The sequence below is a fragment of the Streptomyces sp. NPDC056738 genome, assembly GCF_042790435.1.
In the GTDB taxonomy this organism is placed as follows: Bacteria; Actinomycetota; Actinomycetes; order Streptomycetales; family Streptomycetaceae; genus Streptomyces.
This window is the reverse complement of record NZ_JBHTZF010000010.1, coordinates 160,329-183,641: the sequence shown is the minus strand read 5'-3', so window position 1 is coordinate 183,641 and position 23,313 is coordinate 160,329. Positions and strand designations below refer to the sequence as shown.

Genomic DNA, 23,313 nt, shown 5'->3' with positions numbered 1-23,313 from the left:
GTCTCGGGGGGCGCCGTATACTTAAATAGCCGAGGGCCCGGACGAGCGGCCGGCCCCGCCGGGCCCGGCGCGGCCGTTGCCCCTCCCGGGGGGGGGGGCGCGGGCGCGGTCCCGGGGCGGGGGGGGGGGGCCCCCACCCCCGGGGGGCGGGGCCGCCCCCGGGCGGCCGCGGGCCGCCCCCGCGGTCGGGCGGCCCCCCCGTCCGGAGGGGGAGTCTCCAGTTGTCTGGAGGTTTCACGATGCGCTCGATGCGTCTCACTCTCTGCGCCGGGGCGGTGGTCGCCGCCGGGTTCGCTCCCGCCGCGTACGCGGCCGACACGGGACAGGCCGGTGTGTCCGTGAACCCGGCGTCCCCGCTCGCCGGCAGCGACATCCGGCTGCGGGCCATGGGCTGCGCGGGACGCACGGGCACCGCCGTGTCGGACGCCTTCGTCGCGGACGCGCGGCTGACCGGCGGGGGCGGCGGCGGACTCGTCGGTGACACCCGCGTCCGTACGGCCCTGCGCCCCGGCAGCTACGGCATCAAGGTCGACTGCGACGGCCACCGCGACCGGGTCGGGGCCACCCTCACCGTCCCGGCACCCGGCTCCTCCCGGAGTGTCGTCACGCCCGCCTCACCGGTCGCGCCCGTGAACGCCGGAGGCGGCGGAACCGCCCGGCTCGCCGCGGCGCACGACGACGCCCACGCGGCCGGACCCGGTACCCGGCAGGCCGTGGTCGGCCTGGTCCTCGCGAGCGCGGCTGCGATCGCCGTGGCGATCCGCAGCGCGCGCCGGGGCGACGACGGCCGCGACTGACATGGCCGAACGGGAGCGTTCCGGCGGCACCGGACGTCTGCTGACCGGTGTGGCCTGGCTGGTCCTGCTGCTCGGGCTGTGGCTGTGGGGCCGCGAGGTGACGGACGTACGGCTGGGGACGTCGGCACCGACGACGGGGGACATCGCGGCCGTCGGCCGGCCGCCGGAGGTGCGGCTGCCCCCCGCGCTCAAGCCCCTGGGCGACGCCCGGCCGCAGCGCGTCGACATTCCCTCGACGGGGGTGCAGGCCCCGGTGGTGGCCCGCGGGCTGGACGGCCGGGGCGCCATCGATCCGCCGCCGCTCGACCAGCCCGGTGTCGTCGGCTGGTACGCGGCGGGGGCCCGGCCGGGGGCCGTCGGGACGGCGCTCATGGTCGGCCACGTCGACACCAGGACCCGGCCCGCGGTCTTCTACCGGCTCAGCACCGTCAAGCCGGGCGACACCGTCCGGGTCACGCGCGACGACGGGACGGTCGCCGAGTTCACCGTGGACGACGTCCAGGTGCTGCCGCGCGACCACTTCGACGCCCGGCAGGCCTACGGGGTGCGGGAGGCGGGGCGGGCCGAGCTGCGGCTGATCACCTGCGGCGGGACCTTCGACCGTGCCGACGGGACCTACACGGCGAACGTGGTCGTCTCGGCGTATCTCACGGGGCGCGGGCTGTAGGGCGGGGGGCATCGGGCGGGGCCGGGGTGAGGAGGCCGGAGTCCGGCGGGGCGGCCGGTGCCCGGCGGGGGCAGGGGCAAGGGCGGAGGCCGGGCCGCGACGGGTGACGGTACCGGGCCCGGTCGACGGCCGGGCTGTCCCGATGCCGCCGACCGGGCTGGTCCTCGACCGCACGCGCACGGGCTGCGGGAGTAGCCCGGCGCCGGCACGGGAGGTACGGGGCCCGCCCGCCGGAGTGACGCGGCCGGGCCGGAGTGGCCGACCGGAGGCCGAGCCCACCTGAGGCCACCCTAGAACCGATGAGCGCCACCGTTCCTAGACTGTTTGACGCCAAGTCCGGATCGGGCGGCTCCGGCGATCGGCTCACGGGGCGAAGGGCGTCCGGGCATGACGAAGGGCCCCCTCGTTCTCACGAGGAGGCCCTCCGGTCGGTGCGCCGCCAGGGACTCGAACCCCGGACCCGCTGATTAAGAGTCAGCTGCTCTAACCAACTGAGCTAGCGGCGCCTGCTGACGAGAAAACTCTACCCGACCCGCGGGGGTGCTTCCGACCGGGTGGGCCGTCGCGGGGCAGGTGGGGGCGCTCCCGTACATCATTCGGACCGTCAGCGTGCGGCTCCGGACGCCAGTTGAGAAACTGACGAACGTGCAGAATTGCGGACATTTCAATCTGAGTGTGAGGGGCGCCACATGAGGACTCCGGTGTTCGAGGACATCGATCCCGCGAGTGACTGTGATTGCCCCGGATGTGTTCACTGGCGGCGCGTGCTGCCCCTTTCCTCGCGGCTCGGGCCGTCCGGCCCGCTGGGCCATCCGGCCGCCCGCGCCCATGGCCTCGGCCTCGCGGGGGCGCGGACCCCCGTGGCGCTCGCGCTGGCCGCCTCCGCGAGCGCCGTCCTCGGCGCGGCGCCGGCGGTCGCCGCGGTGCACGCACCCGTCCGGCCCGGTCTTCCCCCGGCCGACGGGCACGACGACACCCCGCAGGGGCACCGGGCGCCGCTGCACGGTCCGGCGGGGAAGCCCGCGCTGCCCGTCAGGCCGGGCAAGCAGGTCAGGGGGCCGACCACCACGCGGACCGCGATCATCAGCCGGGCCAAGACCTGGATCGACGCGCAGGTGCCGTACAGCATGGACGACTACTGGCGGGACGGATACCGGCAGGACTGCTCCGGGTTCGTCTCGATGGCCTGGAACCTGCCGGGCAACGAATGGACCGGCAGCCTCGACAGCTTCGGGGTGCGGATCACCCGGGACCGGCTCCAGCCCGGCGACATCCTGCTCTTCCACAACCCCGACAACCCCGAGAAGGGCTCGCACGTCGTCATCTTCGGCGGCTGGACGGACTACACGCACACGCAGTACGTCGCCTACGAGCAGGCCCCGCCGCGCGCCCGGAAGCAGTCGACCCCGTACGCGTACTGGACGAACTCGGACCGCTACGTGCCCTACCGCTACCGGGGGATCACGGAGGGCGCGGGCGGTCCGCCGCCGTCCACGTCGACCCGCTACCCGGGGGCCGCGTACTTCGGGACCGGCGCGGACAACGCGTACGTCACCCAGCTCGGCCGGCTCCTGGTGGACCGGGGCGGGCGGCGCTTCTACACGAAGGGACCGGGGCCGCGCTGGTCGGCCGCGGACCGGCGGGCCACGCAGGCGTTCCAGCGGGCGCAGGGCTGGAAGGGGGCCGACGCGGACGGGCTGCCGGGACCGAAGACCTGGTCGTACCTGGTCGGCAAGAAGGGCAGGAACATCCCCGCCGTGACGGCCGGACCGGGCTCCTCGGGCACCGCGCCCGGCTATCCGGGGCGCGCGGTGTTCCGGCCCGGGGCGAACGACCCCCACGTGACCGAGCTGGGAAGACAGCTCGTCAAGAAGGGGTTCGGCACGCACTACACCTCCGGTCCCGGGCCCCGCTGGGGCGAGGCGGACCGGCGCAACGTCGAGGCGTTCCAGCGGGCCCAGGGCTGGCGCGGCGGGGCGGCGGACGGCTATCCGGGACCGGAGACCTGGCGACGGCTCTTCTCCTGAGCGGCCGGGTTCCGCACGGCTCGGCACCACACTTCCAGGCGCGGAGGCATGGAGGCAGCTATGAGTACGACGACGTCAGACACCCCGGAGCCCGAGGGGACGGCTCCGGCGGAAGCCGGGCCCGAAACGGCGGCCGGGGGTGGCGGTCACCGGCCGGAGACCGCGGCCGAGGGAGGCGGTGGCCACCGGGCCGCGCGGCTCATCCACAACGAGGCCACCACCGAGATCCCCGTCCATCTGCTCTTCCGCGACGACCCCGACCCGGTGTCCGTGCCGCTGACACCGGCCGTCGTGGGCCGGCGGCGCGGGACCGGGGAGCAACCGCGGATCAGGCGGCCCGTGCCCGGCCCCCCTCCGCGCCCGGTGCCCGAGGCGGACCCCGAGCTGGTCGAACGGCCCGCACGGGTGCTGCCCGGAGCGGCGGGTGTGCTGGCCGGGGTCTGCGGGGTGGCCGGATGTGCCCTCACCACCTGGTGGGCCGGGCTCCTGCCGCCCTCCGTGCTGGCGGCGCTGGAGCTGCACGGGCGCGCGGGCACCGGACTCGGGCCCGCGCAGTGGGCCGCGTACGCCGGTGCGGGCGCGCTCGGTCTGTTCGGCTTCGGCGGTCTCGCCCGCGGCCGGACCGGGCGGGCCTGGGTGCTCGGTCTGTTCGGGCGCTACCGCGGCACGGTCCGGCGCACCGGTCTCATGTGGGTCAACCCCCTGGTGCTGCGCCGCCGGGTCGACGTACGGCTGCGGCACTGGCGCAGCGAGCCGATGTCCGTCGTCGACGCGAACGGGGTCGAGCTGAGGGTCGTCGTGCTCGTCGTGTGGCGCGTCAAGGACACCGCGCGGGCCACGCTCGCGGTCGACGACCACCGGACGTATCTGCGCGAATGTGTGGAGGCGGCCCTGTCGCGGGTGCTCTCCCAGCTTCCGGCCGAGCTGCCGCCCGCCGTGATCAGGGATCTGACCCTGCGCAACACGGACGCGGTCGGCGAGGCGCTGACCCGGATGGTGGCCGCGGACACGGCTCCGGTCGGACTGGAGGTGTTCTCCGCGCAGCCGACCCGGATCGAGTACGCGCCGGAGATCGCCGCGGTGATGCAGCGCCGGCGGATCGCGGCCCTGGACGCCCAGCACCGCGACAGCGTGCTGGGCTCGGTCGTCGACTCGGTCGAGGACACGGTGACCCGGCTGACCCTGCGCGGGCTGGTCGAACTGGACGACTACGAACGCAAGGCGTTGGTGAAGGACTTGACGGTGGCGTTCTGCACGGGGCGCGGGGAGGTCTCCTCGTAGGCGGCCGGGCGGGGCGGACAGGTTCGCTATTGGTATGGACATGTTCAACTACCCGCAATAATCTGACACTTGGTCTAGACCTGAAAATCGCGCGCACAGCTCACGGGAACATCCCCCACGTCCTCCAGGAGCGGCAGCATGCGCACACGGACGAACCACCTCCCCACCGGCCGGCCCCGCACCGGCCGGAAGGCCAGGATGTACGCGGCGGTGCTCGGCCTCGCGACGGCGGGCACCTTCGTGCTCTCCACCGGCGGAGCCGGCGCCCACGGCTACACCGACCAGCCCCTCAGCAGGCAGAAGATGTGCGCCGCGAACGGCGGCGTCGTGGCCAACTGCGGTGACATCCAATGGGAACCGCAGAGCGTCGAGGGCCTCAAGGGCTTCCCGGCGGCGGGCCCGGCCGACGGACAGATCTGCTCCGCGGGCCACACCAACTTCGGCCAGCTCGACCAGCCCAGGACCCCCGCGGGCACGGCCTGGCCGACGACCAAGGTCACGGCGGGCCAGTCCTACACGTTCCGCTGGCAGTTCACCGCCATGCACGCGACCACCGACTTCAAGTACTTCATCACCAAGACCGGCTGGAACCAGAACCACGCGCTGACCCGCGCGGACCTGGAGACCACCCCGTTCCTGACGGTCCCCTACAACGGACAGCGCCCCCCGTCCACGCTCACGCACACCGGCACCCTGCCCGGTGGCAGGACCGGACACCACGTCATCCTCGGCGTGTGGACGGTCGCCGACACGACGAACGCGTTCTACTCCTGCGCCGACGTCACGTTCTGACGACCGGTGCCCCGGCGGCCCGAGTTCTGAGCCTCCCTTGAGGCGCTCGTGCCCCCGGCGCGGGTATGTTCCCCGCACGTCGACTCGACCAGGTCGGCGTGCGGGGAAACGACATCGACCACCGGGGGACCGTCATGAGTGTGTTCTTCTACGCCCTGCCCAGCCTGATCATCGTCGTGGTGCTGATCGCGGCGGCCAGAATCGTGCGCCGCTCGCTGGAGCTGCGCAGTGCGTGGAGCAGCGGGCTGACCGCGGAGGCGCGCTGCCTGCGCTCGTACACGACGGTCAGCGGGGGCGGCAACGACACCTCCGTCACCACGACCCTGCACCACATCTTCGAGTTCACGACCCGCGAGGGCCGGGCGGTCCGCTTCGAGGAGGCCAACGGCCGCAGGACGGTCGTCGAGGGTGACATCGTCCCCGTGTACTACACCGCCTCGCACCCCGAGAAGGCCACGGCGCAGTCGCCGAGCCCGGGCAGGGCGGCCGCGGGCACCGTCGGCATGCTGGTGTTCCTCGGTCTGATCGTCAGCTTCTGCGTCGGCTTCATGATCACCTACCACCAGGTGTCCTCGGGCGTCGACGGGTTCTTCGGCGGGGTGTAGGGCCCGGCCCCGGTGCCGGCCGGGGCGCCTGCCGGGGCCGGAGGGCGTGCACGCCTCTCCTCATCTGACGGACCGTCAATTACGGTACGGCCTCATGGCATCCAGCAGGCGCACCATCGGCGAGCTCGTGCGGGAGCGGTGGGGCGACCACCGGCCGGGACTGTGGTTCGAGGGCCGGGTCGTCAGCCACCACCGGGTCGCGGCGGGCGCGGCGGCCCGCGCGGCCCTGCTCGCCGAGCTGCTGCCGTCCGGCGCGGAGCCGCACGTGGGGGTGCTGCTCGACAACACCCCCGAATACCCCCTGTGGCTGGGGGCGGCCGCTCTCGCCGGCGCAGCCGTCGCGGGGATCAACCCGACCCGGCGCGGACCCGAACTGGCCCGGGACATCCTGCACACCGAGTGCCGCGTCCTGGTCACCGAGCGGGCCCACCTGCCGCTCCTCGACGGGCTCGAACTCCCGGGCGTGCGGGTCCTGGTGACCGACACGGACGCCTACGCCGAGCTCCTGAGGACGTACGAGGGCGCGAAGCCGGACGAGGGCGGGGCGGGCCCGGACAGCCGCTTCCTGCTGCTCTTCACCTCCGGTTCGACCGGCGCGCCCAAGGCCGCGATCTGCACCCAGGGCAGGATCGCGGCGGCCGGCCGCTCGCTCGTCGACCACTTCGGGGTGCGCGCGGACGACACCCACTACATCTGCATGCCGATGTTCCACGGCAACGCCGTGATCGCCGACTGGGCCCCCGCGCTGGCGGCCGGTGCCGGGATCGCGCTGCGGCGCCGCTTCTCGGCCTCCGGATTCCTGCCCGACGTACGGGCCTGCGGGGCCACCTACTTCACCTATGTCGGCCGTGCCGTGCAGTACCTGCTGGCCACGCCCGCCCGCCCCGACGACCGCGACAACCCGCTGCGCCTGGGATTCGGGACGGAGGCCGGGGCGGTCGACGCGGCCGCCTTCGAGAAGCGCTTCGGAGCGCGGCTCGTCGAGGGCTACGGGTCCTCCGAGGGCGGCGCCGCCGTCCAGCGCGCGCCCGGCACCCCGGCGGGGGCGATCGGCCGGGCGGCGCCCTCCGACGACCTCGCGGTGATCGACCCGGACACCCGGCGCGAGTGCCCGCCGGCCGTCTTCGCCGCGGACGGACGTCTGCTCAACGGAGGCGACGCGATAGGGGAGTTGGTGAACCGGGGTGCCAGTCTCTTCGAGGGGTACTGGCGCAATCCCGAGGCCGAGGCGGCCCGGCGCCGGGGAGCGTCGCCCGGGGCGGGCGAGGGGAACGGCGGGGCGGGAGAGGGCTGGTACTGGACCGGCGACCTCTTCTACCGCGACGCCGACGGCTTCCTCTACTTCGCCGGACGTGCCGACGACCGGCTGCGCGTCGACAGCGAGAACCTCGCCGCCGCGATGATCGAGAACATCCTCGCGCGGTACGAGGACGCCGCCGCCGTCGCGGTGTACGCCGTGCCGGATCCGGTGGCCGGCGACCAGGTGATGGCGACCCTGGCCCTGAAGGAGGGCGCCCGCTTCGGCCCCTCGTCCTTCGCCGCGTTCCTGCTGGCCCAGCCCGATCTGGGCACGAAGATGGCACCCCGGTTCCTGCGGATCGTGGAGCGGATGCCCGTCACCGCCACCAACAAGATCCACCGGGTGGCCCTGCGGCGCGAGGGCTTCCGCTGTGCCGACCCGGTGTGGTGGCGGCCGCCGGGCGCCGCGGCGTACCGGAGACTCACGGCCGCGGACGTGGACGCCCTGGTGACCCGGTACCGGGCGCACGGGCGCGAGGAACTGCTGACGCGCTAGCCGCCGGGACGGCTTCGGAGCCGCCGCTCCGGCGGCGCGCGAGCGGGGCTCGTCCCGCGCCCGGTACCCGTACAGGTCCGGGGGCCGGTGACCTTCGGCCCGAGCGGTCGGGGTGATCCGGGTGGTCCGGGGGGAGTGACGGGGCCTTCGTCCTCGGACGGTCCCGGGAGAGGGGAGCGTCGTTCCGCGTCGTTCCGCGTCGTTCCGGACCGTCCGGGGTGGGTGGTGTCCGTCGCGGACGCTTCGCGGGCGGCCGGTGACATCCGGCGGTGTCTTGTGAACGGTGACGGCACGAGGCATCCCCGCCGCCTTCCGCGGGGAGGATATCCGGGCACGTGTGCCGAGGAGCCTGTGCGCCACAGGTCCGAGCCGAGGGAAGAAGGGTGTTGCGTTGCCTGATCCGGGTCGCGGACACGCAGGCCGCGGGGCGATGCCGCCCCGGCCCGCGTCCGCGCCGGTGACGCCGTCGGTGTCGCCGGTTCCGGGGCCCGGAGCCGGCCGGGGACGTGTCGTGCCCCCGCGCCCCAGGCCGCCCCCGGGAGGACCGCCGCCCCAGCCCGCCCGTGTGCTCCACGGGACGGTCGGACGCCCCCACCCCCACCCCCTCGACGGCACCTGAAAGGCCATCATGTCCCCCACGCATGACCCGCTCGACCGCGGACACAACGACGACCTGCTCGGGTTCGTCAGAGCCAGCCCCTCGCCGTACCACGTGGTGGCGAGCGCGGCGCAGCGCCTGGAGAAGGCGGGGTTCGCGGAGCTGCGGGAGCGGGACGAGTGGACGGCCGGAGCCGAGGGAGGCCGTTACGTCGTCCGCGGAGGAGCACTCGTCGCCTGGTACGTCCCGCCGGGCGCCCCCGCCGACACCCCGTTCCGGATCGTCGGCACCCACACCGACTCGCCGAACCTGAGGGTCAAGCCCACGCCCGACACCGGCTCGGCGGGGTGGCGGCAGATCGCCGTGGAGATCTACGGCGCGGTGCCGCTCAACACCTGGCTCGACCGGGACCTCGGCGTCTCGGGGCGGCTGGTCCTGCGGGACGGTTCGACCCGGCTGGTCCGCGTCGACAAGCCGCTGCTGCGGGTGCCGCAGCTCGCCATCCACCTCGACCGCACCGTCAACGAGGGGCTCGCCCTGGACCGGCAGCGGCACATGACCCCGCTGTGGGGGCTCGGCGGCTCGGCGTCCGGCGCGCTGCTCGGCCGGGTCGCGGACGAGGCGGGCGCCGACGTCTCGGAGGTCCTCGGCTGGGACCTCATGCTGCACGACATCCAGCGGCCCGGATACCTGGGCGCGGACGAGGAGTTCATCGTCGCGCCGCGCCTCGACAACCAGATCTCGGTGCACGCCGGTGTCGCCGCCCTGGTCGCGGCGGCCGGCTCGGAACGGCCGCCCGCCTCCATACCGGTGCTCGCCGCCTTCGACCACGAGGAGGTCGGCAACGAATCGGAGTCCGGGGCCGGGAGCCCCTTCCTGGAGCGGGTCCTCGGCCGCTCCGTGACCGTGCGGGGCGGCGGCCGGGAGGACTTCGACCGCGCACTCGCCGGTGCCCTGTGCGTCTCCTCCGACATGACCCACGCGGTCCACCCCAACTACACCGAACGGCACGACCCGGACCACCGTCCGCTGCCCAACGGCGGTCCGGTGATCAAGGTGAACGTCAATCAGCGGTACGCGAGCGACGGAGTCGGGGTCGCCGCCTTCGCCGCGGCCTGCGAACGGGCCGGGGTGCCCTACCAGCCGTTCGTCTCGAACAACGCGATGCCCTGCGGGACGTCGATCGGTCCGGTCATCGGGGCCCGTCTCGGTGTGACGACGGTCGACGTGGGGGTGGCCGGGCTGTCGATGCACTCGGCGCGCGAACTGTGCGGGGCCCGGGACCCGGAGCTGCTGGCACGGGTGCTGACCGAGTTCGTGGCGGCGGGACCGTCCGGGGGATGAGCGCGGGCGCGAGGCGCCCCGGACACGTGTGAAGGCCCCCCACTGACGTGGAGGGCCTTCACCAAGGTGCGCCGCCAGGGACTCGAACCCCGGACCCGCTGATTAAGAGTCAGCTGCTCTAACCAACTGAGCTAGCGGCGCATGACTCCCGCCTTCCGCTTCCGCGGCCGGCGACGAAGGAAATACTACCTGGTCCGCGGGGGTGCTTCCGACCAGCCGCGCGGACCACGCCCGCGGACCACCCGAGCGGGCCCGTACGGGCGATGCGGGCCCGCACGGGGGCTGCTCTCAGATCGCGAGGGACAGCAGTACCGGGGTGGCCCCGCGGTTCAGCGTGTCGGCGGCGCGGCGGAGCCGGTGGGCGTGTTCGACCGGGAGCGAGAGGGCCAGGCAGCCGACGGAGGAGCCGGCGGTGATCGGGACGGCCGCGCAGACCGTGCCGATCGCGTACTCCTGGAGGTCGAGCACGGGCACGGTGGCCGGCTGGGAGTCGAGACGGGACAGCAGCAGCCGCTCGCTGGTGATGGTCCGCGAGGTGAGCCGGGCCATCTTGTGCCGGGCGAGATGGTCGCGGCGGCCGTTGTGGTCGAGCTGGCCGAGAAGGCTCTTGCCGACCGCGCTGGCGTGCGCGGAGGAGCGGAAGTCGACCCATTCGTTGACCGCGGGGGTGGACGGGCTCTCTGCGTACTGGGTGACGTGCACCTCGCCGTCGATGTACCGGCTGATGTAGATCGCGGCGCCGACCGAGTCGCGGAGCCGGTCGATCGTGTGCTGGAGCTTGTCGCGCAGCGCCTGCTCGCGGCCGTGGGCGGAACCGAGACGGCCGAGGGCGGCGCCGGTGACGTACGCGCCGTCCGCGACCTGCTCGACGTAGCCCTCCCGGCGCAGCATGCGCAGCAGTACGGTCAGCCGGTCGGCGCCGAGGCCGGCCCGGCGGGCGAGTTCGGTCGCGGTGACGCCGGTGGTGTGCTGCGACACGGTCTCCAGGACGCGCAGGGCGTCCTGGGCCGAGTGGTACGGCGCGGTCGGCTCGTTCATCAGCGCCACGGTTTCCCCCTGCGCTTCATGGCCCGGCTCAAAAATGACGTCGGCCCGGACACCTGGGCTCACTACACGATAACGGTCAAGACGCCTTCTGTGGCGGTGCGTTGACGAGATTGGTGGTGCGCTCCACGCCTCTCAGCAGGAGCGCACCACCCTGGCATATGTCAACGGCATGACGCTTCGGGCATGCCCCACGCGTCGGACCTCGCGCCTTGCGGTAAGCGCTCACCCTCGGCCCCTCGTCCGGCCGCCGATCTCAGAGGACCGCGCCGAGAAATTCCCTGGTCCGCTCGTGCTCCGGGTCGCCGAAGATCTTCTCCGGCGGCCCGGATTCGATGACATGGCCAGAATCGAACATCAGCACCTGGTCCGAGATGTCCCTGGCGAAATTCATCTCGTGGGTCACGCAGAGCATCGTGATGTCCGTGGTGTGGGCGATGTCGCTCAGGACGTCGAGGACGCCCGCGACCAGCTCGGGATCGAGCGCGGAGGTGACCTCGTCGAGCAGCAGCACCTGCGGGCGCATCGCCAGCGCGCGGGCGATGGCCACGCGCTGCTGCTGGCCGCCGGACAGCCGGCCCGGCCGCGCGTCGCACTTGTCCGCGAGGCCGACCAGGTCAAGCAGCCCGCGGGCCCGTTCCTCGGCCTCGTCCCGGGACAGGCCGAGGACGGTCACGGGCGCCTCGGTGACGTTTCTGAGCACGCTCATGTTCGGGAACAGGTTGAACTGCTGGAAGACCATCCCGATCTTCTTGCGGACCTCGCGGACCTGCTTCCCCTCGGCGGGGAAGAGCCGGTCACCGGCGACCGTGATCGTGCCCTCGTCCGGCCGGGTCAGCGTCATCAGCAGCCGCAGGATCGTCGTCTTTCCCGAACCGGACGGACCGATCAGCGTGACGTGCTTGCCGGAGTCGACGCGGAAGTCCAGCTCGTCGAGGACGGTGTTGTCCCCGAAGCGCTTGGTGACCTTCTCGAAGCGGATCAGCTCGCTGCCGTCCACCGGGGGATTGGCGAGGTCGTCCAGGGGGCTGGTCTCGGTGTTCGTGTCAGCGGACAAGGCGTCGCTCCAGGGCTCGCAGCAGCAGGGAAGCCGGGTAGGAAATGAGGATGAAGGCCACACCGATGACCGTGAGCGGCTCCGTGAACTGGAAGTGCTGCTGCGAGTACAGCCGCGCCTCGCCGAGCATCTCCAGCACGGTGATCGTCATCAGCATCGGGGTGTCCTTGAGCATCGCGATGACGTAGTTGCCGAGCGCCGGCACCACACGGCGGACCGCCTGCGGCAGGATCACGGCCGTCCAGGTGCGCCGCGTGGGAAGGCCGAGCGCCGTGGCCGCCTCCCACTGGCCGGGGGGCACGCCCTCGATGCCGGCCCGGTAGACCTGCATCGTGTACGTCGAGTAGTGCAGCCCGATCGCGATCACGCCGGTGGTCAGCGCGGAGAACGTGACGTTCCACTCGGGCAGCACGTAGAAGAGGAAGAAGAGCTGCACCAGCAGCGGGGTGTTGCGCACGAACTCGGTGGCCACCCCGACCGGCCAGCGCACCCAGCGCGTCGGCGTGCGCATCAGCAGCGCCCACACCAGACCGAGGACGAACGCGATCACCGAGCCGAGGGCCAGCGCCTGAAGCGTGACCAGCAGACCGTCCCAGAAGTGCGGCATGAAGTCGCCGACGGCACTCCAGTCCCAGGTCATGAGGCACCACCGATCGTCGTCGCCATGAGGGGGGTGGTGCTCATGAGGAGCGTGATGGTCATGAGGCACCTCCGGCCGCGCCGGCGCCCGCGCCGGCCGTCGCGGCCCGCTTCTCCTCGCGGGCCGGCATGCTGTCCGGAGTCCTGCCGACCCCGGCCTTCAGCCGCTTCTCCAGACCGCGCATCAGCCGGGTGAGCAGGAAGGCGATGACGAAGTAGATGAGCAGGACGTACGTGTAGACCTCCGCGCTCTGCTGGAGGGCGAGCCGCACCAGGTTGGCGCTGAACGTCAGGTCCCCCATCCCCATCACGGAGACCAGCGCCGTGCCCTTGAGCAGTTCGACCAGCAGGTTGGAGAAGGGCGGGATCATCTCCGGCACCGCCTGCGGCAGCAGGATCAGCCGCATCCGCTGCCAGCGCGTGAAGCTGAGCGCGATCCCGCCCTCGCGCTGCGCCGGGTCGACCGCGGTCAGCGCGCCGCGCACGATCTCCGATCCGTACGCCCCGTACGTCAGCCCGAGCGCCAGCGTGCCCGCCCACAGCGGGACGAGCTGCCAGCCGAAGGCGAGCGGCAGCACGAAGTACACCCAGAAGATCATGATCAGCGCGGAGGTGCCACGGAACACCTCGGTGTAGAGGCCCGCGAGGAAGCGGACGATCCACGACCCGGAGGTGCGGGCGATTCCTGCCAGGAAGGACATGGCTCCGGCCAACAGTGCGCTGAGGAACAGCAGTTGGACGGTGACCCAGATCCCTTCCAGGACGAGTTTCCAGAGTCCCGATGTCATCCGCGGCACAGCTCCTTCGCGGTCATGTCGGTCATCTCGGCCCTGGTGAAGCCGAACGGCCGCAGGATGCGGAAGAGTTCACCGCTCCGCTTCATCTTCCGCAGCTCGGCGTTGAACGCGTCCCGCAGGCGCGTCTCCGGCGAACGGAACGCGAAACCGCCGCCGTCGACGTGCGGCTTGCCCTTGACCAGCGGGGCGAAGGCCTTGGTGCTCTCGGCCTTCGCGGACTTCCGCACCACCTCGCGGACGGTCAGCGCCGTCCCGGCGAAGACGTCGGCGCGCCCCGCCTCGACCGCGTTCAGCCCGGCCACCTGGTCGGGCACGATCAGGATGTCGCTCTCCGCGTACCCCGCCTCGACCGCGTACTGGATCTCCGCGTAGCCGGTCCCGGTCGCGAACCTGGCCTTCTTCGCCACGACGTCCCGGTAGTCGTGCAGCCCCTTCGGGTTGCCCTTGCGCACGATGAAGGCGTCGAGCATCTGATAGTCCGGGTCGGCGAAGATGACCTGCTCACAGCGCTCGGCGTTGATGTACATCCCGGCGGAGACGACGTCGAACTGCTGCGAGTCGAGCCCGGGTATGAGAGAGCCGAACTCGGTCGGCACCGGCTGGACGCGGCCGACGCCCAGCCGCTTGAACACGGCCTTGGCGAGTTCCGGCGCCTCTCCGGTGAGTTGGCCGTCCCGGTCGATGTAACCGAAGGGGATCTCGCCCGCGATGCCGAGCCGGACGACGCCCTGCGCCCTCAGCCGGTCGAGGAGATCACCGCCGTCCGTCGACGCCGCCGTGGCCACGCGACTGCAGCCGGCGGCGCCGAGCGCGCCGAGCGCCGCCACCCCCGCGAGCAGCGACCGCCGGGTCGTCCCGGACGGCGGTCTGTCGTGTCCCGTTGCGTTCGCACATGCTTTCCCAAGTGGTGGAGCCATGGGCGCGCAGCTACCCGGGTCCATGCGATGTATGCGGGCCGGATTCGTCCTTGCGGTGGCGGCCGTCGAGCTGTAAGGCCGTCGTCGCGGCGGCTTTCGGCCCGGTCCTTCCCCGCTCCGTCCCGCCGGGGCGGTTCAGTGTCCCGGCACGTATCCGCGCTTCTTGTCGACCACGTTCGACAGCGGCTTGCCCGCGGCCCAGCGCTCGTACAACTCCACGAACTGCGCGCCCAGTTCGTCCCTCCAGCCGACCGTGTCCCCGCTCATGTGCGGTGACACGATCAGACCCGGGAGGTCCCACAACGGGCTGTCGTGGCCGAGCGGCTCGTGCTCGAAGACGTCGAGGGCCGCGCCCGCGATCCACCGCTTCGACAGCGCCTCGGCGAGCGCCTCCTCGACGACGAGCTGCCCGCGCCCGACATTGATGAAGCGGGCCGAGGGCTGCATCATCCCGAAGCGCCGGGCGTCGAACATGCCGCGTGTCTCGGCGGTGAGGGGAGCCGCGGACACCACCCAGTCGGCGCGTGCCATCAGCCGGTCCAGCTCCCCGGGACCGTGGATCCCGGTGCGCGGGACGCGCCCCACCAGCGCCGTGGTGACGTCGAGCGCCTTGAGCGCGCGCACGATCGCCCGCCCGATCGGCCCCGACCCCACCACGCAGGCGCGGGTCCCGGCCACCCGCTGGGACTCGCGGTGCCGCCACTCGTGCCGGCGCTGCAGGTCCCAGGTCCGAGGCAGATCCTTCGCCATGGCGAGGACCAGGGCGGCCACGTACTCGGCGATCGGCCGGTCGAAGACGCCCCGCGCGTTGGTCACCACCGTGTCGGAGGCGGCGAGCTCGGGACACATCAGATGGTCCACGCCCGCGCTGGCCGTGTGCACCCACCGTGGCCGCCTGCCCCCGCCCGGCCAGGCACGGCGTACGGCCTGCGAGGCGAAGTCCCAGACGAGCAGCACGTCCGCGTCCGGCAGCTTCTCCGCGAGCGTGGACTCGTCGGCGTGCTCGATCCGCGCCCGGCCGGTGAGCCGGCCCAGCCGGGGGAGCGGGTCGGCGTCCAGCACGAGCAGGGTCGCCGGGGCCGACGGGCGGGGCGCGCCGGGGGACGTACGGGCGTTCATGGGGGAAACCCTTTCGCAAGGGGATCGACCACGCTCGCACCCGAACCAGCGGCCGTCAACACCGGCGTACGACGTCGTCCCCGGCCGGAGGCGCGACCGCGGAGCACGCGGCGGTCTCGGCCAACCAGGTGGAGAAATGGGCGGGGCTGCGCCAACTGGGTACCCGGGCGGTGGGCCCTTGCCGGCGGCTGATTGACCGGGCCGCCCGGCGGGGACCGTACTTCCCGATGAACAGGAAGGTTGGGCATGACCGCACTCGGATTCCTCTACCCCGGCCACTCGGCCGAGGACGACTACCCGCGCATCGAGCAGCTCCTCGGCAGCGACATCCGTCTGACCGTCGTCCACACGGACGGGGGCGAGGACGCGCACCACATGGACGCGCTCCTCGACATGGGCTCGGCCGACCGTCTCGCGGCGGGTGTCGAGGAGCTGCGCCTGTCCGGTGCGGAGGCGGTGGTCTGGGCGTGTGCGACCGGCAGTTTCGTCCAGGGGGTGCAGGGCGCCCACGAACAGGTCCGCGGTCTCGCCAGGGCGGCCGGACTGCCCGCGTCCTCGACGTCCTTCGCCTTCGCGCACGCGGCGCGGGAGATCGGCGTGGACCGGGTCGCGATCGGGGCGGCCTGGCCCGACGACGTGGCCGCGCTGTTCGCGGCGTTCCTGAAGGAGACCGGCACGGAGGTGGCCGCGGTGCGCGGCTTCGGTGCCGCCGCCTCAGAGGAGGCCTCCGGCTGGGACTACGGCCGGGTCCTCGCGCTGGCCCGGGAGGCCGATCACCCGGACGCCGGGGCGGTCGTCCTCCCCGACACGGCCCTGCACACCGCCTCCCACCTGACGGCCCTGGAGAAGGACCTCGCCAAACCGGTCCTCACCGCGGCCCAGGTCACCGTCTGGGAGGCCCTGCGCCTGACGGGCCGCAAGGTCAACGCCCCCGACCTGGGCACCCTCTTCACCCGAGAACCCATCATCCAGGCGTGAGACAGGATCAGCCCCTCCGGCGGGCGAAAGTTTCAGCCCCTCCGGCGTTCGAGGAGCGGGGTCTGGGGCGGAGCCCCAGGTACGGGACGGGCAGGGGCGGAGGGGGCGAAACACCGCTTCCCCAGTCCCCCGGGCGGGCTCCCCACCCCGCCCGGGGGAATAAACGGAGACGGCCTCCTGTTAATCGGCGGAAGGACCGCAACTGGTAGGCAACAGGAGGCACCCCCGGTGGACGAGACGCCCAAGACGGACGAGATCCGCGGCACAGCACAGGGCACCGCCCCCGTACCCCTGTCCGTACTGGACCTGGTCACGGTGGGCGCGGGCCGCACCGCGACCCAGGCCCTGCGCACCAGCGTGGAGATCGCCCGCCTCGCGGAATCCCGCGGCTTCCACCGCTACTGGGTGGCCGAACACCACTCGATGCCCGGCGTGGCCAGCTCCTCGCCCGCCGTGATCCTCGCCCACCTCGCCGCCCACACGCACCGCATCCGGCTCGGCTCCGGCGGAGTGATGCTCCCCAACCACGCCCCGCTGGTCATCGCGGAGCAGTTCGGCACCCTGGAGGCGTTGGCTCCGCACCGCATCGACCTGGGCCTCGGCCGGGCCCCGGGCACGGACGGCGCCACGGCCGCCGCGCTGCGCCGCACCCAGCGGGCGGCCGAGGGCGCCGACGACTTCCCCGAACAGCTCGCGGAGCTCGTCCGCTTCCTGGACGACGACTTCCCCGACGGCCACCCCTACACCCGGATCCACGCCGTCCCCGGGCCCGTGCAGGCGACCTCGCCGGGCGGTGTCCAGTCCCCGCACCGGCCCCCGGTCTGGCTGCTCGGTTCCTCCGGCTTCAGTGCCCGCCTCGCCGGCGTCCTCGGCCTCCCGTTCGCCTTCGCGCACCACTTCTCGGCGCAGAACACGATCCCGGCCCTCGACCTCTACCGCGAGTCCTTCCGGCCCAGCGCGGTCCTCGACGCCCCGTACGCCCTCATCGGCGTCTCCGCCCTCGCCGCCGACGAGGAGAAGGAGGCCCGCCGTCAGGTGCTGGCGGCCGCCCTGAGCATGGTCCGCCTGCGCACCGGACATCCCGGCCTCGTGCCCACCCCGGAGGAGGCGGAGGCGTACGAATTCAGCCCGATGGAGCGGGAGTTCATCGGTTCCTGGAACGCCAACGTCATCCACGGCACCGCCGACGAGGTGCGCGCCGGCCTCGACGACCTCCACAAGCGCACCGGCGCCGACGAGTTGATGATCACGGGCAACGCGCACAGCGGTGACGTACGGCTGCGCTCGTACGAACTGATCGCGGACGCCTACGGGTTGCCGGGGGAGCCGGCCGCCGAGGAGGCCTGAGGCCGGGTCGCCGACATCAGGAGCGCGGAGATGCGTTCGGGTGCCACCGGCCGGGAGTAGAGCCACCCCTGGCCGGTGTCGCAGCCGATCCCGCGCAGCCGTGAGGCCTGGGAGGCGGTCTCCACGCACTCGGCGGTGACCGTCAGGCCGAGCCGGTGGGCGAGCTGGATGAGCGCCTCCACGATGACCTCGTCGGCCGGGTTGGGGTGGGCGGAGGAACCGTCGGCGTTCTCGTACTGGAAGCCGCGGACGAAGGCGCCGTCCAGCTTCAGCACGGACACCGGGAGCCTGCTCAGGTAGGCGAGGTTCGAGTAGCCGGTGCCGAAGTCGTCGATGGCGATGCGGACACCCATGTCGCTGAGGGCCTGGAGTGCCTGGAGCGGGCGGCCCGCGGAGCCCATCACCGCCGACTCCGTCAGCTCCAACTGCAGCAGGTGCGGGGCCAGTCCGGTCTCCGCGAGGATCTTCGCCACGTCCGCCACCAGGTCGGAGTCCCAGACCTGGCGCACGGCGACGTTCACACTGACGAAGATCGGTGGCGCGTCCGGGCGGTCGAGCTGCCAACGGCGCGCCTGGCGGCAGGCGGTGGCCAGGACCCAGCGGCCGAGCTGGACGATCGAGCCGTTCTCCTCGGCGAGTCCGATGAACCGGTTCGGTGTGAGTGTCCCGAACCGCGGGTGGTTCCAGCGGACGAGCGCCTCGACGCCGTGCACCCCGCCGTCCTCCATCCCCACCAACGGCTGGTACTCCAGGGTGAATTCACCCCGATCGACGGCCGATCGGAGGGTGGCCGACAGGGCCTGGCGGGTCATGCGGTGCGCGTTGCGCTCCGGGTCGAAGAGCGTCCAGCGGCCCTTGCCGTCCGCCTTCGCCCAGTACAGCGTGGTGTCCGCGGCCTGCATCAGAGCGGTCGCGGTGGTGCCGGTGGCGCGCCGCTCGACGACCCCGATGGACGCCGACAGGGACAGCCGCTGCCCCGACAGGTCGAACGGCGCCTGGAGCGCCTTCAGCGCGGACTCGGCGAGATCCGCCAACTGGTCGGTGCCCGTGGAGTCCTCGACGAGCAGGGCGAACTCGTCCCCGCCCAGCCGCGCCACCAGGGGAGCGGCCGCCCTCGTGAGGCCGGCCTCCTCCGCACAGCGGGTCAGACGCTCCGCGACCGCCGCGAGCAGCCGGTCCCCGACCCGGTGGCCGAGTGTGTCGTTGACCGCCTTGAACCCGTCCAGGTCCAGATAGCAGAGCCCGATCCGGCCGGTTCCGCACTCCTCGTACGCCTCCGCCTCCAGCGCCGCCGACAGCCGCTCGAAGAACAGGGTGCGGTTGGGCAGCCGGGTCACCGGGTCGTGCATCTGCAAGTGCCGCAGCCGCGCCTGGAGTTCACGGCGCGCGCCGATGTCGGTGACCGAGATCAGGACCGCCTGTTCCTGCGGCGGCAGCGGCGCGATCGTGACCTGCGCCCAGATCACCTGGCCGTCGGGGTGCTTGAGCCGGCGGGTGCAGCGCAGCCGGGCCTGGCTGCCGCCCAGCATCTCGCGGTACGCGTGCCAGGTGCGGGCGTCGGAGGCCAGGTCCATCAGGTCGGCGGCGGCCCGCCCGGTCAGCGTCCGCGTCCCGGTGCCGAGCAGCGCGCTCAGTGCCTCGTTGGCGGTGACGACGAGACCGTCGCGGTCGACGACCGCCATCGCGAGAGGGGCGGTGGCGAACGCCGAGTGGAAGGTGCGGAGTGACGTTCCGTCGGGAACCGCCAGGGGTGCCGGTGCCCCGGAAGGCGGCTCCGGCAGCACGGACGGTACGGAAGGGGAGAGTGGGCCGGGAGAGGTCCCGGCGGACGTACGAGAAGACGCGTTGACGTGACGTTCTGTGACGGCCGGCCGGACGAGGTCCCCCGCGGGCGCCGGCCCTTCGGACGTTCCGCTCACCGTTCGCTCCCGCAGTGCACTCGTTCTCGGTCTGGGTCTCTCGGGGCGGTCGGCCGGTGATGGGCGGCCGCACAAGCCGGGTCCGTGCAGGAAAGTGTGCCGATCATAGAGGCTGCCCGCGAAACGGTGCGGCCACTGTCCAGTGTCCAGGAACAACCACCTGTTCTGACAGATCGTTTCTGCCTGTTATCCGGACGGGTTCCTTCTCCCGCCGACCGCACGTGACGTTCCGTGCATGTCCGGGGGTGTCGTCCCGCTCGCCGGCTCACTCTTCCGGTGCAGACAAACAGGGCAAAATAGTACAAACGCGAGCAGGCTGGAGGCGGTGTCCCGAAACCGCATCCGGAGGTCGACGTGCCGCGTCCGCTCCCCTTGAGGGTTCTCGCTCGCGGGGCCCTGCGCGGCCTCGCCCGCGACGGGGCGCCCCGCTGGCGCAGCACCGCGGCCATGTTCACCTCGATGACCGCGCTCGCCGCGACCTCCCTGGGCCCGGGCCACGCGCTCGCCGAACCGCTCGCGTCGCCGTGCGCCCTGACGCGGACCGCGGCGCACCACTCGGAGGGCGCCGACACCTGGAACAGCGCCTACGTCCGTCCCACCCGCCCGCTCGACGCCGTGATGGTCTTCCTGTCCTTCCCGGACTCCACCCCGCGCACCACGCCCGCCGAGCTGACGGGCGACTACTTCCCCGCCACCAGCCGCTTCTTCGAGCAGGCCTCGTACGGGAAGTTCACGGTCCGGCCGCACCCCCAGCGCGCCTGGATCCGGATGCCGCACGCCTCCACCTCGTACGCCATACAGCGCGACTGGAACGCCGGTGACCGTGCCGCCTATCTGCGCGACGCCCTCGCCGTGGCCGACCCGAAGGTCGACTTCTCCCGTTACGACGTCGTCTACTTCGTCGCGGACCCGGACGCTCCGGGCGTCGACTCGGACGCCACGAAGGTCGTCAACCTGGACACGCCGCTGCACGCGGACGGCAAGGACATCCGGCGCGTCGTCACGGTCTTCGAGAAGCACCCGCCGGACCGCCTCGTCCTGGCGCACGAGACCGGCCACGTCTTCGACCTGCCCGACCTCTACCACCGCCCCGCCGACGGCAAGGGCGACTGGGACACCTATGTCGGCGACTGGGACCTCATGGGCAGCCAGTTCGGCCTCGCCCCCGACCTGTTCGGCTGGCACAAGTGGCGGCTGGGATGGCTGGAACCGCGCCAAGTGGCGTGCGTCATGGGCTCCGGCACCACCCGGCTGACGCTGGAGCCGCTGGAGACGGGACCCGCGCGCTCCGCGACGGCTTCGGCCGGCGCGAGCACCGCAGGGGCGGGCACCGGGGTGCTGGCCTCCCGCCCGGCCGAGCCGGCGACGAGCGGGCCGGCCGCGGCGGACGGCACGGGAGGGATGGCGGCGATGGGAGGGGTGACCGCGGCGGTCGCCTCCGGGGCGGCCGGTACGAGCGGGGCCACTGGAAAGGCCCGTACGGGCGGGGGTACCGGAACGGCCGGGACGAAGGGCGTCGGCAAGGGCGCCACCAGGGCGGCCGGGACGGAAGGGGGCGCCGTCGCGGCCGGTGCGAAGGGTGCCGCCGACGCGGCCGGTACGACGGTTGCCGCCGAGGAGGCCGCTGGTACGGCCGGGACGAACGAGGCCGCCGGGGTGACCGGGGCGACGGGCGTCACCGGCGCGGCGGGGACGAGCGGGGCCTGGCAGGGGCCGCGGGTGCCCGCGGGCGCGGCGCGGACGTCGTCGCGCGGTTCGGGCGCGCCGGGCACGTCCCGGAGCGCGGTGGGTGTGGCCGCGCCGCCCGGCTCGCAGACCTTCGGCGCCGGCTCGGGCACCAAGCTGGCGGTGGTCCCGACGGGCCCGGACAGCGCGATCGCCCTGGAGGCGCGCGGACCGGTGGGCAACGACAGCTCGACCTGCGACCGGGGCGTCCTGGTCTACCGGGTCCGCAGCCGGACCGAGTCGGGCAGCGGCCCCATCCAGGTGCTGGACGCCCACCCGCGCTCCGAGTCCTGCTGGGAGGACTCGGTGTACCCGCCGCTCGCGGACGCCCCGGTGCGCCTCGGGGAGACCTTCCAGGTGCCGGGCGCGGACATCCGGGTCCAGGTGGAGGACCGGACCGCCTCGGGGGCCTGGACGGTGCGGATCACGACCGGCTGAGGACGGTGTGGATCACGACCGGCTGAGCGGCCCCGCGAAGGCGGAAACGACGAGAGCGGGATGCTCGCGTCTCCGCGAATCATCCCGCTCTCGTTGGCGTGCGCCGCCAGGGACTCGAACCCCGGACCCGCTGATTAAGAGTCAGCTGCTCTAACCAACTGAGCTAGCGGCGCCTGCTGACGTCGTAGACCTTAGCATCCTGATCGGCGGGAGGAAAAATCGATATCCGTACCGCCGCCGACGCCGCGGCGCGGGCCGCCCGCACGGCCGCCCAGAGCAGGATCTCGGGGCCGGGAAGCCAGGGCTGCCGCGTGTCGGGGGCGACCAGCCAGCGGGAATCGGTCCGTACGGCGTCCGGCGCGGCGCCCCCGGGGACCGGCGGGGGCACGGTGACCGCGTCCCCCGTGCCGTGGCAGAGCAGCGGCGGCACCTCCCGGCACCGCCCCGGCCGGCCGCCCGGTTCCGCGCCCCACTCCTCCCACTCCATGAGCGAGGGGAGCCGCTGGGCCGTGCCGGGTGCGGCGAACAGCAGGATCCGCCCGCGGTGGGCCGCCACCGGGCCCGAGCCCGGCCCCTCCTCCCAGAGCCGGTCGAGCATCCGCCGCCCGAACAGGGCCGAGGTGCTGACGACGTCGAACGCGCTGCCGCAGAGCAGGACGACCGGCGCGTCGGGCCGCTCGCGCCACAGGGCCAGCGTGCTGCGCGGATACGCCCCGGCGGAGGCGAGCCAGGCGGCGCCCTCGGCCGTGACACCGGAGACGTCGAGCCCCTCGGGCGACCTCGCCCCGGGGCTCTGCGGGGTGCTGTTCGGCACGTTCCGTGTGCTGCTCATGCCGCATACATCTACCGGGGGTGAGCGCCCCGCCCCGGACGGTTGCCCGAAACCGGGACAGGCGGGGCCGAGGTGGAGTATCTTGCCCGGCTGGCATATGCCAGGAACGGGGTGGAAACGGGCGTCTGCCGGTCCTGTCCCCGGGCGGGCGTCTGCCGGTCCTGGCCCCGGGCGGGCGCGTCAGAGCGGGTCGGTCACCCCGTGGCCGTGTCCGTTGCCCTCCGTGCCCCGCAGCAGGCCCTGGCCGAACTCGACCATCTTCTTCGCGTAGTCCTCGGTCCACTCGGCGCGCTCGGCGATCGAGGCGGTCGTCAGCCGGTCGAAACGGCGCGGATCGGCGAGCTGCGCGGCGGCGATGGCCTGGAACTCGACGGCCCGGTCGGCCGCGGCGCGAAACGCCTGCGCCAGCTCCGTGGACCGGTCGAGCAGCGCGCGCGGGTCGTCGATCGACTCCAGGTCGAAGAAATGCTCCGGATCCCCGGCGGCCTCCGCGGGCTCGAAGAGCAGGGGCGCGGGGCGTAGCCGCGGTTCGTTCCGACGCGGCGTGGGCTCCGCCATGTCTTCTCCTCCTCGTACGGTTCGGGGCCCCTCTCGG

The 23,313-nt window shown here is 73.0% G+C and carries 19 protein-coding genes, 3 tRNA genes and 1 pseudogene; 11 read left to right on the top strand and 12 right to left on the bottom strand.

What is annotated here, in order from left to right; genetic code table 11:
- Nucleotides 1-248: 248 nt before the first annotated feature.
- Both ACFRIC_RS25995 and ACFRIC_RS25990 read left to right on the top strand, forming a co-directional pair.
- The gene (locus tag ACFRIC_RS25995; protein ID WP_382790012.1) at nucleotides 249-797 is read left to right on the top strand and encodes a hypothetical protein; all 549 of its coding nucleotides are present in this window, start codon (nucleotides 249-251) and stop codon (nucleotides 795-797) included.
- A gap of 1 nt (nucleotide 798) precedes the next feature.
- Nucleotides 799-1,464: a class F sortase gene (locus ACFRIC_RS25990; protein WP_382790010.1), complete on the top strand. Its 666-nt coding sequence runs from the start codon at nucleotides 799-801 to the stop codon at nucleotides 1,462-1,464.
- Nucleotides 1,465-1,896: 432 nt separating this feature from the next.
- Here the strand turns inward: ACFRIC_RS25990 and ACFRIC_RS25985 are convergent.
- Nucleotides 1,897-1,970, bottom strand: a tRNA-Lys gene (locus ACFRIC_RS25985).
- 183 nt (nucleotides 1,971-2,153) lie between these two features.
- Between ACFRIC_RS25985 and ACFRIC_RS25980 the strand changes: the two genes are divergently transcribed.
- The 6 genes from ACFRIC_RS25980 to ACFRIC_RS25955 all read left to right on the top strand — a co-directional run bounded on the left by ACFRIC_RS25980 (nucleotide 2,154) and on the right by ACFRIC_RS25955 (nucleotide 9,906).
- Complete coding sequence (locus ACFRIC_RS25980) at nucleotides 2,154-3,491, top strand: peptidoglycan-binding protein (RefSeq protein ID WP_382790007.1); 1,338 nt, start codon at nucleotides 2,154-2,156, stop codon at nucleotides 3,489-3,491.
- 60 nt (nucleotides 3,492-3,551) lie between these two features.
- Nucleotides 3,552-4,772, top strand: a complete 1,221-nt coding sequence (locus tag ACFRIC_RS25975; RefSeq protein WP_382790004.1) for an SPFH domain-containing protein — start codon at nucleotides 3,552-3,554, stop codon at nucleotides 4,770-4,772.
- A gap of 138 nt (nucleotides 4,773-4,910) precedes the next feature.
- On the top strand, nucleotides 4,911-5,564 hold the full coding sequence (locus ACFRIC_RS25970; protein ID WP_382790001.1) for a lytic polysaccharide monooxygenase: 654 nt from the start codon (nucleotides 4,911-4,913) through the stop codon (nucleotides 5,562-5,564).
- A gap of 134 nt (nucleotides 5,565-5,698) precedes the next feature.
- Nucleotides 5,699-6,169 carry a DUF3592 domain-containing protein gene (locus ACFRIC_RS25965; protein WP_382789999.1) on the top strand — a complete coding sequence of 157 codons (471 nt, stop codon included), beginning with the start codon at nucleotides 5,699-5,701 and terminating at the stop codon, nucleotides 6,167-6,169.
- Between the two features lie 94 nt (nucleotides 6,170-6,263).
- Nucleotides 6,264-7,964, top strand: coding sequence for an AMP-binding protein (locus tag ACFRIC_RS25960; RefSeq protein WP_382789996.1), 1,701 nt, complete (start codon nucleotides 6,264-6,266; stop codon nucleotides 7,962-7,964).
- 628 nt (nucleotides 7,965-8,592) lie between these two features.
- On the top strand, nucleotides 8,593-9,906 hold the full coding sequence (locus ACFRIC_RS25955; RefSeq protein WP_382789993.1) for a M18 family aminopeptidase: 1,314 nt from the start codon (nucleotides 8,593-8,595) through the stop codon (nucleotides 9,904-9,906).
- Nucleotides 9,907-9,973: 67 nt separating this feature from the next.
- Here the strand turns inward: ACFRIC_RS25955 and ACFRIC_RS25950 are convergent.
- From ACFRIC_RS25950 to ACFRIC_RS25920, 7 genes are all read right to left on the bottom strand, one after another.
- Nucleotides 9,974-10,047, bottom strand: a tRNA-Lys gene (locus ACFRIC_RS25950).
- A 147-nt stretch (nucleotides 10,048-10,194) separates the two neighbouring features.
- The gene (locus tag ACFRIC_RS25945) at nucleotides 10,195-10,953 is read right to left on the bottom strand and encodes an IclR family transcriptional regulator (RefSeq protein ID WP_382789990.1); all 759 of its coding nucleotides are present in this window, start codon (nucleotides 10,951-10,953) and stop codon (nucleotides 10,195-10,197) included.
- 253 nt (nucleotides 10,954-11,206) lie between these two features.
- On the bottom strand, nucleotides 11,207-12,007 hold the full coding sequence (locus tag ACFRIC_RS25940; RefSeq protein ID WP_382789988.1) for an amino acid ABC transporter ATP-binding protein: 801 nt from the start codon (nucleotides 12,005-12,007) through the stop codon (nucleotides 11,207-11,209).
- Entirely contained in the window at nucleotides 11,997-12,647 is a 651-nt protein-coding gene (gene ehuD, locus ACFRIC_RS25935) for an ectoine/hydroxyectoine ABC transporter permease subunit EhuD (RefSeq protein ID WP_382789985.1), read from the bottom strand. The genes ACFRIC_RS25940 and ehuD overlap by 11 nt, the downstream gene beginning before the upstream one ends.
- Before the next feature lie 58 nt (nucleotides 12,648-12,705).
- The gene (gene ehuC, locus ACFRIC_RS25930) at nucleotides 12,706-13,434 is read right to left on the bottom strand and encodes an ectoine/hydroxyectoine ABC transporter permease subunit EhuC (RefSeq protein ID WP_382789982.1); all 729 of its coding nucleotides are present in this window, start codon (nucleotides 13,432-13,434) and stop codon (nucleotides 12,706-12,708) included.
- Nucleotides 13,431-14,360, bottom strand: a complete 930-nt coding sequence (gene ehuB, locus ACFRIC_RS25925; protein ID WP_382789980.1) for an ectoine/hydroxyectoine ABC transporter substrate-binding protein EhuB — start codon at nucleotides 14,358-14,360, stop codon at nucleotides 13,431-13,433. The genes ehuC and ehuB overlap by 4 nt, the downstream gene beginning before the upstream one ends.
- Nucleotides 14,361-14,495: 135 nt before the next feature.
- The gene (locus tag ACFRIC_RS25920; protein ID WP_382789977.1) at nucleotides 14,496-15,479 is read right to left on the bottom strand and encodes a D-2-hydroxyacid dehydrogenase; all 984 of its coding nucleotides are present in this window, start codon (nucleotides 15,477-15,479) and stop codon (nucleotides 14,496-14,498) included.
- 246 nt (nucleotides 15,480-15,725) lie between these two features.
- On the opposite strand from ACFRIC_RS25920, the gene ACFRIC_RS25915 reads away from it, so the two are divergent.
- Both ACFRIC_RS25915 and ACFRIC_RS25910 read left to right on the top strand, forming a co-directional pair.
- The gene (locus ACFRIC_RS25915) at nucleotides 15,726-16,457 is read left to right on the top strand and encodes a decarboxylase (RefSeq protein ID WP_382789974.1); all 732 of its coding nucleotides are present in this window, start codon (nucleotides 15,726-15,728) and stop codon (nucleotides 16,455-16,457) included.
- A gap of 228 nt (nucleotides 16,458-16,685) precedes the next feature.
- Nucleotides 16,686-17,804, top strand: a complete 1,119-nt coding sequence (locus ACFRIC_RS25910) for an LLM class flavin-dependent oxidoreductase (protein WP_382789971.1) — start codon at nucleotides 16,686-16,688, stop codon at nucleotides 17,802-17,804.
- Here ACFRIC_RS25910 and ACFRIC_RS25905 read toward each other — a convergent pair.
- Nucleotides 17,765-19,723 (bottom strand): putative bifunctional diguanylate cyclase/phosphodiesterase, encoded by a 1,959-nt coding sequence (locus ACFRIC_RS25905; protein ID WP_382789968.1) that lies wholly within the window; start codon nucleotides 19,721-19,723, stop codon nucleotides 17,765-17,767. The two genes, ACFRIC_RS25910 and ACFRIC_RS25905, sit on opposite strands and share 40 nt — an antisense overlap.
- A gap of 354 nt (nucleotides 19,724-20,077) precedes the next feature.
- On the opposite strand from ACFRIC_RS25905, the pseudogene ACFRIC_RS25900 reads away from it, so the two are divergent.
- Nucleotides 20,078-21,005: pseudogene (locus ACFRIC_RS25900) on the top strand (M6 family metalloprotease domain-containing protein); the annotation flags it as partial.
- 980 nt (nucleotides 21,006-21,985) lie between these two features.
- On the opposite strand, the gene ACFRIC_RS25895 reads toward ACFRIC_RS25900, so the two are convergent.
- The 3 genes from ACFRIC_RS25895 to ACFRIC_RS25885 all read right to left on the bottom strand — a co-directional run bounded on the left by ACFRIC_RS25895 (nucleotide 21,986) and on the right by ACFRIC_RS25885 (nucleotide 23,276).
- Nucleotides 21,986-22,059: transfer RNA gene (locus tag ACFRIC_RS25895), tRNA-Lys, on the bottom strand.
- On the bottom strand, nucleotides 22,050-22,718 hold the full coding sequence (locus tag ACFRIC_RS25890; protein WP_382789965.1) for a bifunctional DNA primase/polymerase: 669 nt from the start codon (nucleotides 22,716-22,718) through the stop codon (nucleotides 22,050-22,052). The genes ACFRIC_RS25895 and ACFRIC_RS25890 overlap by 10 nt, the downstream gene beginning before the upstream one ends.
- 180 nt (nucleotides 22,719-22,898) lie before the next feature.
- Nucleotides 22,899-23,276, bottom strand: coding sequence for a hypothetical protein (locus tag ACFRIC_RS25885; RefSeq protein ID WP_382789963.1), 378 nt, complete (start codon nucleotides 23,274-23,276; stop codon nucleotides 22,899-22,901).
- Between the last annotated feature and the right edge of the window lie 37 nt (nucleotides 23,277-23,313).

Coding starts and splice junctions, on each gene's coding strand:
- ACFRIC_RS25995 (WP_382790012.1), top strand. CDS start 249: ATGCGTCTCACTCTCTGCGCCGGGGCGGTGGTCGCCGCCGGGTTCGCT.
- ACFRIC_RS25990 (WP_382790010.1), top strand. CDS start 799: ATGGCCGAACGGGAGCGTTCCGGCGGCACCGGACGTCTGCTGACCGGT.
- ACFRIC_RS25980 (WP_382790007.1), top strand. CDS start 2,154: ATGAGGACTCCGGTGTTCGAGGACATCGATCCCGCGAGTGACTGTGAT.
- ACFRIC_RS25975 (WP_382790004.1), top strand. CDS start 3,552: ATGAGTACGACGACGTCAGACACCCCGGAGCCCGAGGGGACGGCTCCG.
- ACFRIC_RS25970 (WP_382790001.1), top strand. CDS start 4,911: ATGCGCACACGGACGAACCACCTCCCCACCGGCCGGCCCCGCACCGGC.
- ACFRIC_RS25965 (WP_382789999.1), top strand. CDS start 5,699: ATGAGTGTGTTCTTCTACGCCCTGCCCAGCCTGATCATCGTCGTGGTG.
- ACFRIC_RS25960 (WP_382789996.1), top strand. CDS start 6,264: ATGGCATCCAGCAGGCGCACCATCGGCGAGCTCGTGCGGGAGCGGTGG.
- ACFRIC_RS25955 (WP_382789993.1), top strand. CDS start 8,593: ATGTCCCCCACGCATGACCCGCTCGACCGCGGACACAACGACGACCTG.
- ehuD (WP_382789985.1), bottom strand. CDS start 12,647: ATGACCTGGGACTGGAGTGCCGTCGGCGACTTCATGCCGCACTTCTGG.
- ehuC (WP_382789982.1), bottom strand. CDS start 13,434: ATGACATCGGGACTCTGGAAACTCGTCCTGGAAGGGATCTGGGTCACC.
- ehuB (WP_382789980.1), bottom strand. CDS start 14,360: ATGGCTCCACCACTTGGGAAAGCATGTGCGAACGCAACGGGACACGAC.
- ACFRIC_RS25920 (WP_382789977.1), bottom strand. CDS start 15,479: ATGAACGCCCGTACGTCCCCCGGCGCGCCCCGCCCGTCGGCCCCGGCG.
- ACFRIC_RS25915 (WP_382789974.1), top strand. CDS start 15,726: ATGACCGCACTCGGATTCCTCTACCCCGGCCACTCGGCCGAGGACGAC.
- ACFRIC_RS25890 (WP_382789965.1), bottom strand. CDS start 22,718: ATGAGCAGCACACGGAACGTGCCGAACAGCACCCCGCAGAGCCCCGGG.
- ACFRIC_RS25885 (WP_382789963.1), bottom strand. CDS start 23,276: ATGGCGGAGCCCACGCCGCGTCGGAACGAACCGCGGCTACGCCCCGCG.